9 protein-coding genes are annotated in these 8,826 nt (G+C 75.1%); 6 read left to right on the forward strand and 3 right to left on the reverse strand.

Annotated elements, in window-relative coordinates; genetic code table 11:
- Nucleotides 1–366 precede the first annotated feature (366 nt).
- The 3 genes from ACFC0B_RS11790 to ACFC0B_RS11800 all read left to right on the forward strand — a co-directional run bounded on the left by ACFC0B_RS11790 (nucleotide 367) and on the right by ACFC0B_RS11800 (nucleotide 4,191).
- A complete protein-coding gene (locus tag ACFC0B_RS11790; protein WP_376085028.1) occupies nucleotides 367–969 on the forward strand; it encodes a carbonic anhydrase in 603 nt (200 codons plus the stop codon).
- Between the two features lie 118 nt (nucleotides 970–1,087).
- Complete coding sequence (locus ACFC0B_RS11795) at nucleotides 1,088–2,575, forward strand: SulP family inorganic anion transporter (RefSeq protein WP_376085030.1); 1,488 nt, start codon at nucleotides 1,088–1,090, stop codon at nucleotides 2,573–2,575.
- 965 nt (nucleotides 2,576–3,540) lie between these two features.
- Nucleotides 3,541–4,191 carry a hypothetical protein gene (locus tag ACFC0B_RS11800; RefSeq protein ID WP_376085032.1) on the forward strand — a complete coding sequence of 217 codons (651 nt, stop codon included), beginning with the start codon at nucleotides 3,541–3,543 and terminating at the stop codon, nucleotides 4,189–4,191.
- Nucleotides 4,192–4,213: 22 nt separating this feature from the next.
- On the opposite strand, the gene ACFC0B_RS11805 is transcribed toward ACFC0B_RS11800, so the two are convergent.
- Nucleotides 4,214–5,113 carry a phosphotransferase gene (locus ACFC0B_RS11805; RefSeq protein WP_376085034.1) on the reverse strand — a complete coding sequence of 300 codons (900 nt, stop codon included), beginning with the start codon at nucleotides 5,111–5,113 and terminating at the stop codon, nucleotides 4,214–4,216.
- A gap of 100 nt (nucleotides 5,114–5,213) precedes the next feature.
- On the reverse strand, nucleotides 5,214–5,609 hold the full coding sequence (locus ACFC0B_RS11810) for a hypothetical protein (RefSeq protein WP_376085036.1): 396 nt from the start codon (nucleotides 5,607–5,609) through the stop codon (nucleotides 5,214–5,216).
- Between the two features lie 181 nt (nucleotides 5,610–5,790).
- Here ACFC0B_RS11810 and ACFC0B_RS11815 point away from each other — a divergent pair, with 181 nt between their 5' ends.
- Nucleotides 5,791–6,609: a class I SAM-dependent methyltransferase gene (locus ACFC0B_RS11815; RefSeq protein ID WP_376085038.1), complete on the forward strand. Its 819-nt coding sequence runs from the start codon at nucleotides 5,791–5,793 to the stop codon at nucleotides 6,607–6,609.
- A gap of 41 nt (nucleotides 6,610–6,650) precedes the next feature.
- Here ACFC0B_RS11815 and ACFC0B_RS11820 read toward each other — a convergent pair whose 3' ends face one another.
- Nucleotides 6,651–7,484 (reverse strand): SAM-dependent methyltransferase, encoded by an 834-nt coding sequence (locus tag ACFC0B_RS11820; protein ID WP_376085040.1) that lies wholly within the window; start codon nucleotides 7,482–7,484, stop codon nucleotides 6,651–6,653.
- Nucleotides 7,485–7,787: 303 nt separating this feature from the next.
- Between ACFC0B_RS11820 and ACFC0B_RS11825 the strand changes: the two genes are divergently transcribed.
- Nucleotides 7,788–8,174 (forward strand): PRC-barrel domain-containing protein, encoded by a 387-nt coding sequence (locus ACFC0B_RS11825; RefSeq protein ID WP_376085114.1) that lies wholly within the window; start codon nucleotides 7,788–7,790, stop codon nucleotides 8,172–8,174.
- A gap of 208 nt (nucleotides 8,175–8,382) precedes the next feature.
- Nucleotides 8,383–8,649 (forward strand): metal-sensitive transcriptional regulator, encoded by a 267-nt coding sequence (locus ACFC0B_RS11830; RefSeq protein ID WP_355376282.1) that lies wholly within the window; start codon nucleotides 8,383–8,385, stop codon nucleotides 8,647–8,649.
- Nucleotides 8,650–8,826: the final 177 nt, after the last annotated feature.

The raw sequence follows: 8,826 nt of genomic DNA on the forward strand, positions 1-8,826 counted from the left end.
ACCTCGCGAGGGGCGTGCGGAATGCGCGGTGCACCAACGCCTGGGTGGCCCGTCGAGTTCCCCCGGGCGTGCAAATGCCAAGGCGGAAGGCCTGGTGCCGTTCATGGCAACAGGATGTTAACCAGATCGGCACACTCTGCGCCCTGGACGCGCTTTTGCCGACCCCATACCCGTGTTTTACTTCCTCTTGACGCGTCATCAGGTCACCGGGGGGACACCGAGGGTCACTGACGCGGCCCTGCGGCGTGCCTTCCGCCCGCCGCGGCCGCACCCACCCGCCGGAGACGCCTGGTTCCGACGTGCCTGCCCGTCCACCGCCCCTCCCGGCCGGCGCCGCGAGGGTCACCGAAGGAGGCATCCACCCCCATGGAACCGCTCATTGACCGGGCCCGGGCGTTCCCGCAGCGCGCGGGCGACACCGGCCGGGAACTCACCGGCCTCGCCGCCGGCCAGGCCCCGCAGGCCCTGTTCATCACCTGCTCCGACTCCCGCGTGGTGCCCGCGCTGATCACCGGCGCCGACCCCGGCGACCTCTTCGAACTCCGCACCGCGGGCAACATCGTGCCCGCCTACCGGGCCGACGACGCCTCCGGGGAGACCGCCACCATCGAGTACGCCGTCGAGGTGCTCGGTGTCCGCGACCTGGTGGTGTGCGGCCACTCGCACTGCGGCGCCGTCGGCGCCGTCGTCCGGGGCGAGGACCTCAGCGTCGTGCCCGCCGTCCGCTCCTGGCTGCGCCACGCCGACGGGGCCGCGCTCCGCGCGGACGGCGCCGACGTCTTCGACCCGACGGTGGCCGGCCCGGTGCAGCGCCACGTGCTCGCCCAGCTCGACCGGCTGCGCGGCTACCCCGCCGTCGCCCGCCGACTGGGCGAGGGGCGGATCCGGCTGCACGGCTGGTTCTACGAGATCCACACCGGACTGGTGCTCGCCCACCGGCCCGACGCCGGCCTCTTCCTCCCGCTGTGACCCCGCCGCACGGCCCGCCGTCGCACCGCCCCGCGTTGCACTGCCCCGCGCCGCACAGCCCTCCTTCGCACCGCCACTCCGCCGTCCACCGCACCGTCCACCCTCTCCCGAGGACCCGATGACTCGTCGTCCCGCCCTTCGGCTGAGCACTCTGCGCTCCGACCTCCCCGCCTCCCTCGTCGTGTTCCTGGTCGCCCTCCCGCTCTGCGTGGGCGTCGCCGTCGCCTCCGGCGTCCCGGCCGAACTCGGCCTGGTCACCGGCATCGTCGGCGGCCTGGTGACCGGCCTGATGCCCGGCAGCAGCCTCCAGGTGTCCGGCCCCGCCGCCGGCCTGACCGTGCTGGTCCTCGCGGCCGTCCAGGAACACGGCCTCGCCACCCTCGGCGTCATCACCGGCGTCGCCGGCCTGCTCCAGCTCATCCTGGGCGCCGCCCGCCTCGGCCGGCTGTTCCGGGCGATCTCCGTCTCGGTCGTCCAGGGCATGCTGGCCGGGATCGGCCTGGTGCTGATCGCCGGTCAGCTCTACTCGCTCGCCGACGCCAAGGGCCCGGCCGGCGGCCCCGCCAAGCTCGCCGGACTCCCGGGGCTGGTCGCGGACACCGCCGGGGACCCGCACGCGCTCGCCGCGGCCGCCATCGGCGCCGGGACGGTGGCGGTCCTGCTGCTCTGGCCGCGTCTGCCCGCCCGGATCCGGGTGCTGCCCGCGCCGCTCGCGGCCGTCGCGGGGGCGACGGCCGTCACCGCCCTGTTCGACCTGCCCGTCGCCCGGGTCGAGGTCGCCGGACTCACCGGCGTCCTGCACTTCCCCGGAGCCTCCGACCTCGCGGCGCTCGGCAGCCTCGGCGTGCTCGGCACGGCCTTCGCCTTCGCGCTGATCGCCTCGGCCGAGAGCCTGTTCAGCGCGGCCGCCGTCGACCGGCTGCACGACGGTCCGCGCACCGACTACGACCGCGAACTGCTCGCCCAGGGCGTCGGCAACACCCTCTGCGGCCTGCTCGGCGCCCTGCCGATGACCGCCGTCATCGTCCGCAGCGCCGCCAACGTCCAGGCCGGCGCCCGCACCAAGGCCTCCCGCGTCCTGCACGGCCTCTGGCTGCTGCTCTTCGCGGCCCTGCTCCCCGGATTCCTCTCCGCGATCCCGCTCGCCGCGCTGGCCGGCGTCCTGGTCCACGCCGGGGCCAAGCTGGTGCCGGTCCGCACCCTGCGGCCGCTCTGGCGGGCCGACCGCGGCGAGGCGACGATCCTGGCCGTCACGGCGATCGCCATCGTGGCGACCAACCTCCTCGAAGGGGTGCTGCTCGGCCTCCTCCTCGCGGTGCTCAAGAGCGCCTGGGACACCTCCCATCTCCAGGTCGCGGTCACCGAACTCCCCGACGGCGCCGTCCGGGTGACCCTGCACGGCAACGCCACCTTCCTCCGGCTGCCCCGCCTCCTCGAAACCCTGGAGTCCCTGGAGGGACTGCCGGCCGACCGCCCGGTGCGCCTCGACCTCGCCGGCGTGCGCCACCTCGACCACGCCTGCCGCAGTGCCCTCGAACTCTGGCAGGAACGCCACAACCGCAGCGGCTCGGCCGAACTCCTCGGCCTGCCCGCCGCTTCCGCCTGACTCGCCTCCGCCCGACTCGCGTACGCCCGTGCCGTGGCCGCCGGAACACCGCCGGCCACGGCCCGCCCGGCGCGGTGGTACTCGCGTGCCCGGGAACCACCGACAGGGGGCACGGGGAGGTCCTCGCCTGCGCGCGGTGCGACGCCGCCCTCTCGGCGCCGTTGTCACGCGTCGCGTCTCCCGCCCACGCCTGCTAACCGGTCGGCAACGGCGTCGCCATGCCGGTGCTGATGACCGGGGCGGCTACGCGGTGGACCCTTCGTCCGGGGCGGTCCACATCGCCCCGGGGGGAGATCCGCGGCACGGTTCCGGTCCCCGCCCGCACCGGCGGCTCCTGCTGCGGGCTCGACGGCCGGGACGGCCCCGGCCTCGCCCGCCCGGGGTGCGGGCGGCTCGTCGCCACCCGCGTCGACGACTGCTCCCTCCGGCAGCTCGTCCGGCTGGATCCGGGGGCCGTGCGCCAGGTTCCGACCGGCGGGCTCCGTCCGGTCACCCCCTGGCGAACCCTGGCCGACGAAGCGCGCCGCGCGGCGCGGACCGATCCGGACGGCCCTCGCCGGGCCGGGGCTGCCCGAGCCCGGTCCGGGGGCGTCCATCGCCGTCGCCCCGCAGCACCCGCAGACCGGCGAACCCTGGCCGGCGCCGCCCGGGGCCACCGCCGTACCGCTCGCGGTGGAGGTGTGGGCCCACCTCGCGTTCCGCTCCGAACGGCCGCTCGGGCCCGCCACCGGTCGCCTCCCCGACGGCGTCGAGCCCGACGACGTCCTCCCGCTCCGGCTCCGGTTCCGGCAGCCGTGGCCCGACCACAGCCTCCTCCGGCGGCACCCTGGCAGGCCTGCCGCGATCCGCCACCCCTCGGGCCGCACCCCGGCGGGCTGAGGACGGCTCCTCTCCTCCATCCTCGGGCTGCCGGCGGCCACGAACAAGACTGCATTTTTCGCGTCGCGCCCCCGACCATGGAGGCCATGACCTCCCTCGCCGACCGGCTGGCCCACGTACGGTGGATCGCCGGCGGCACGGCGGCCGGCAAGAGCACGCTGGCCGGCCTGCTCGCCGGGCGCCACGGCGCCGCCGTCCTCGACGGCGACCGCGCCGAGCACCGCTGGCTCGACCGGTGCAGCGCCGAGCACCACCCGCACCTCGCCGCTCTGCGGGACCGGCCGCCCGGGGTCCGGTGGCGCGACCGCGACGTGCGGCAGGTGTTCCGGGCCATGCCGAGCCTGCACGGCGAGATGACCGGGTTCCTCGTCGACGACCTCCTCGCGCTCCCCGCCGACCGCCCCGTCCTCGTCGACTACTTCGGGATCCTCCCGCGCGACCTCGCGCCCCTGCTCCGCCACCCCGGGCAGGCCGTCTTCCTGCTGCCCACGCCCGCCTTCCGGGCGGCCGCACTCGCCGCCCGCTACGCCGACCCCGCCCGGGCCAGGGCCACCTGGGGCGACCGGGACCCGCGCACCGCACTCGCCGAGCGCCTCGCCCGCGACGCGCTGTGGGACGACGAGGTCCGCCGCCAGGCCCCGCTCCACACCGCCGCCGTCCTCACGGTCGACGGCACGACGCCCGCCGCCGATCTGGCGGATCACCTCGCCACGCGGTTCGGCCTGCTCCGGCCGTGACCGCAGCCCCGTAGCGGCGCGCTCAGATCCCGGCGAGGGCGGTCAGCCGGACCGCCTCCTCCTCGGTCAGCGACCGGATCGGTTCGCCGGTCACCACCTGCCGCTTGGACTTCCACCCCCGCAGCCAGAGGCCGGTCGCCCAGCACGCTTCGAGTTCGTCGCGCTCGAAGCGCCGGCCGGCGATGTCCTGGTACGCCGCGAGGAACGCCGCCGACTCCTCCACGGACGGGGCCACATAGGCCGCGGCGATCCCCACGACCACCGCCTCCGTCCCGCTGATCGCGCTGTCCCAGTCGTGGGCGACGTGGAGTTCCTCGCCGCGCCAGCGGAAGTTGTTCCGGTGCCAGTCGCCGTGGCCGACGACGGTCGGTGCCCGCCAGTCGGCCATCCGTTCCCGGGCGCCCCGGCCGGCCCGTTCGAGCCAGTCCGGCCCCGCCACCGCGTGGAAGGGCCGCTCGACGTCCTCGGCGGTCGCCCACACCCCGGGCCCGGCGTGGTCCCACCGGTTCCACGACGGCTTGGGTTCGAGGTCCACCCGGCCGGCCGACGGACGGGCGGCGCGCACCAGGGCGTCGAGCGCGGAGGCGAACGGCCGCGGATCCCGCCCCGAGGAGGGGAGTTCCTCGCCGCCCTCGACCATCGCCTCGACGCAGGCCGTCCACCTCCCGAACGGCGTCGGACCGAGGATCGGCTCGGGCACCGGGTACCCGGACGTGTGCAGCAGCCCCTGAACCGCGAAGCACCCGTCGAGCCGCGCGGCCGGCTCCCGGACCTTGACGACGACCTCCCGGCCGTCGGCGAGCACAGCGCCGATCACGGCCGAGAGCCGTCCGCTCCGAAAACGCTCCGCCACGATCCCCGACCCGAGGTGGCGCGCACACCACCGGTCGAGCGGACCGGCATCGACACGAGGGAAGTCCATGCGACGAACCCTACTGATCGACGTCGAACGGACCGCTCCCGGTGCCTGACCGCTCGTCATGCGGGCGGCGCGCACGCCGCGCCCCGCCGGCCGGACGTGCTCAGCGCCAGTGGTCGATGGCCGTGTTGAGGTGCTTGACGCCCGCGTAGTGCAGGCCGCTGGCGAGGAAGAACACGGCGCCCAGGAGCCAGGTGCGCCGGTCGTCGCCGAGCACGCTCTCGCCGCGGGTGATGGACAGGACGACGCCGATGACGAGCAGGCCCTGGGCCGCGATGTTCCAGGCCAGGGAGAGCAGCAGGTTGAGGAAGACGGCGAGGCTGCCGAGCGGGGTGCCGGGTCCGGCGACGAAGGCGGCCGCCACCAGGACGGCGAGGCCGGCGGAGACTCCGGTCAGGACGCTGATCAGCGTGGTGTGCGGGCCGCCGTTCTGCAAGGTCCAGAAGGTGGTGACGCCGAGAAGCGCCGCCAGCAGGCCGTACGAGACGAGGGCACCCACGTGACCCGGGACCATCACACCACCCCCGATGCTGCGTACCGCGATGTCCGTTCAACGTAGCGAACCGCCGGGGAGTGCGGCAGACGGGCGGTGCGAAGCGGCGGACGTAGATTCGCTACGTCCGACGGCGCGGGCCGAAAAGGGTTTGAGCGGGGCGTGGAGGGTGCCTAGCGTGGAAGGTATGAAGAAGACCCCGACGCCCGCTGACTGGCTCGCGGCCAACCGCGCCAACTGGGACTGGCGCGTCCCGGTGCACGTGGCCAGTGACTTCTACGACGTGCCCGGGTTCGTCGCGGGCAAGGAGCCGCTGCGGGACTTCGAGCTCGCCGAGGTCGGCGATGTGACCGGGAAGACCCTGCTCCACCTCCAGTGCCACTTCGGGCAGGACACGCTGTCCTGGGCCCGGCACGGGGCGACCGTCACCGGGCTGGACTTCTCCCGTCCGGCGGTGGAGGCCGCGACCGCCCTGGCCGAGCGGATCGGCGCGGACACCGCCCGCTTCGTCGTCTCCGACGTGTACGGCGCCGTGGACGCGCTCGAAGGGCGGACCTTCGACGTCGTCTACACCGGGCTGGGCGCGCTCTGCTGGCTGCCGGACATCGCCCGCTGGGCGCGGACGGTGGCGACCCTGCTCGCCCCGGGCGGCTTCCTCTACCTCGCGGAGTTCCACCCCTTCGCCGACACCCTGGCCGAGGACGGCCGGACGGTCGAGTACGACTACTTCGACCGCGAGGGCACGGTCTGGGACGAGGCCAGCACCTACACCGACGGCGAGCCGGCACCCACCGCCGCCACCGTGACCGTCGAGTGGCAGCACGGGATCGGTGAGATCGTCAGTGCCCTGGTGGCCGAGGGACTGCGGATCGAGTTCCTCCACGAGCACGACTTCACCGTGTTCGCCCGCTTCCCCGTCCTCCGGCAGGACGGGGTCTTCCGCTTCCCGGAAGGGCAGCCGCGCGTCCCGCTGATGTACTCAGTCCGCGCGAGCAAACCGGCGTAGCCCCGCCCACCGCCGGCGCCCGACCGCCGCCTCCGCCGGGGTCAGGGCTTGCGCGCCGCCGCGCCGTACATGCTGACGCGGTCGGCGCCCGCGGGCAGGGCGCCGTCGGGGCGCCAGAGGGGAACGGTGACGACCCCGGGGTCGAGGACCTCCAGGCCGTCGAGGAAGGCGCCCACCTGGTCCCGGGTGCGGCCCACCAGGGGAGCGGTGGCCTTGCTGTAGACCCCCGTCACCCGGTCGCGGACCGCGGCGGGGAGGAAGTCCGCGGTGCCGTGCGACAGGATCAGGTGGCTGCCGGGGGCGAGGGCGTCCAGCAGCGTGCGCACCACCTCGTACGGGCCCTCCTCGTCCCGCACGAAGTGCAGGACGGCGGCGAGCACGAGGGCCACCGGGCGGTCGAGGTCGAGCAGCTTCTCGGCCCGGGCGTCGGCGAGGAGATCGACGGGCGAGCGCAGGTCGGCCTGGATGACGGTGGTCCGGCCGACGGCGGTGCCGCCCATCAGGGCGCGGGCATGGGCGAGCACGATCGGGTCGTTGTCCACGTAGAGGACCCGGGCGCCGGGGTCGACCGCCTGGGCGATCTCATGGGTATTGCCGGCCGTGGGGATGCCGGTTCCGATGTCAAGGAACTGGTCGATGCCGAGGTCCGCCACGCACCGTACCGCCCGGGCGAGGAAGCCCCGGTTGGCGCGCGCGGTGGACCGGAATTCGGGGTTGGCCGCCAGAGCCCGCTCGGCGGCCTCGCGGTCGGCAGGGAAGTTGTCCTTTCCTCCCAGGTAGTAGTCGTACATCCGGGCGGGGTGCGGGATCTCCGGGCGGAGGTCGGCGGGGACGCCCGGCTCGCCCTGCTCCCACATGCCTTCGTAACTCACCACTGCTGCCGCGCCTCCGCCCAGGGGATCTGATGGTCCGTCGGCGGACAGCGTAGGTGTTCGGGTGGACGCGTGTGCGCTGTTGGTCGGTTCACCCCCGGTTGTGCGGAATGGGCCTCTTGCCACCTGTCACTCGCTACGACGGGGTCCGGTCCCGCCCAGGACGACCGCACACCCGCACGTTCACCCGATCGGGTGAGGACCGGGCTCGGCGGGCGGTCTCCGCGCTCCCGGCGCAGGATGGGAGGGTCCGGGGCACTGCCCAACCGAGGAGCCGCCGCCGTGGGGCGGCTACGGGAGGTCGCCATGGCCGTCGCCGAGATCGTTCCGGCCGACATCAGGGAGTGGCGGGGTCAGGCCGTCGTGGACCAGAAGGGACACAAGATCGGCAAGCTGGAGTCCGTCTACGTCGAGACCGCCAGCGACGAGCCGTACTTCGCGACCGTGACGGTCGGCCCGGCCGTCTCGGTCGGTCTGAACGTCAACAGCAAGCTGGTCTTTGTCCCGCTCGACGGAGCCGTGCTGGGCCCGGGGTACGTCAAGGTGGCGTTCCCGAGGGCGCTGGTCAAGCAGGCACCGTCGATCGGCGTCGACGACGTGCTGCCCGCCGAGGCCGAACCGGAGGTGTTCGCGCACTACGGCCTGGAGTACGTCACCGGCGCGGGCGGCGAGCGGAGGCTCGCCCGGCGCTGACCTCCGCGACCGCCCCGGCCGGGCCGCCTCGAATGCGCCCCGGCCGCGCCGCCTCGACCGCCCCGGCTCCCCGACCGCCCCGGCTCCCCGACCGCCCCGGCTCCCCGGCCGGGCGGCCTCCGCGGCCCCCGCCGTCGACCACCGGGGCAGTGATACCCCACGGGGTACACTGGACAGCCGGTAGTCGACAGCGGAAGGCGGTCCTGAGATGCAGGTGGACGAGGAGGCCGTCGGCGCGGTCCTGAACCGGCTCCGGCGCGCCCAGGGGCAGCTGGCGGGCGTGATCGCGATGATCGAGGCCGGCCGCGACTGCAAGGACGTGGTGACCCAGCTGGCCGCCGTCTCCCGGGCCCTCGACCGGGCCGGTTTCAAGATCGTGGCGAGCGGCATGCGCCAGTGCATGGCGGGCGCCGACGCCGACGCGCCGCCGATGAGCGAGGCCGAGCTGGAGAAGCTCTTCCTGGCCCTGGCCTGACCGGCGCCCTGGCCTGGGCAACGCCCTGGCCTGGGCCGCTGCCCCGCAGGGCCCCGACACGCCCAGACCCCCGGCGGGGGGGGGGGGGCCCCCCCGGCGGCGCCCCCCCCCCCCGCGGGGGGGCCCCCCCCCCCCCCCCCCCGCCGGGGGGGGCGGGGCCCCCCCACCCCCCCCACC

Origin of the sequence: Kitasatospora sp. NPDC056184 (genome assembly GCF_042268405.1) — a bacterium.
Lineage (GTDB): Bacteria > Actinomycetota > Actinomycetes > Streptomycetales > Streptomycetaceae > Kitasatospora.

What these genes read in the sequence shown, in the direction of transcription:
- ACFC0B_RS11800 (WP_376085032.1), top strand. Translation starts at nt 3,541, where the DNA reads ATGACCTCCCTCGCCGACCGGCTGGCCCACGTACGGTGGATCGCCGGC.
- ACFC0B_RS11805 (WP_376085034.1), bottom strand. Translation starts at nt 5,113, where the DNA reads ATGGACTTCCCTCGTGTCGATGCCGGTCCGCTCGACCGGTGGTGTGCG.
- ACFC0B_RS11830 (WP_355376282.1), top strand. Translation starts at nt 8,383, where the DNA reads ATGCAGGTGGACGAGGAGGCCGTCGGCGCGGTCCTGAACCGGCTCCGG.
- ACFC0B_RS11815 (WP_376085038.1), top strand. Translation starts at nt 5,791, where the DNA reads ATGAAGAAGACCCCGACGCCCGCTGACTGGCTCGCGGCCAACCGCGCC.
- ACFC0B_RS11825 (WP_376085114.1), top strand. Translation starts at nt 7,788, where the DNA reads ATGGCCGTCGCCGAGATCGTTCCGGCCGACATCAGGGAGTGGCGGGGT.
- ACFC0B_RS11795 (WP_376085030.1), top strand. Translation starts at nt 1,088, where the DNA reads ATGACTCGTCGTCCCGCCCTTCGGCTGAGCACTCTGCGCTCCGACCTC.
- ACFC0B_RS11790 (WP_376085028.1), top strand. Translation starts at nt 367, where the DNA reads ATGGAACCGCTCATTGACCGGGCCCGGGCGTTCCCGCAGCGCGCGGGC.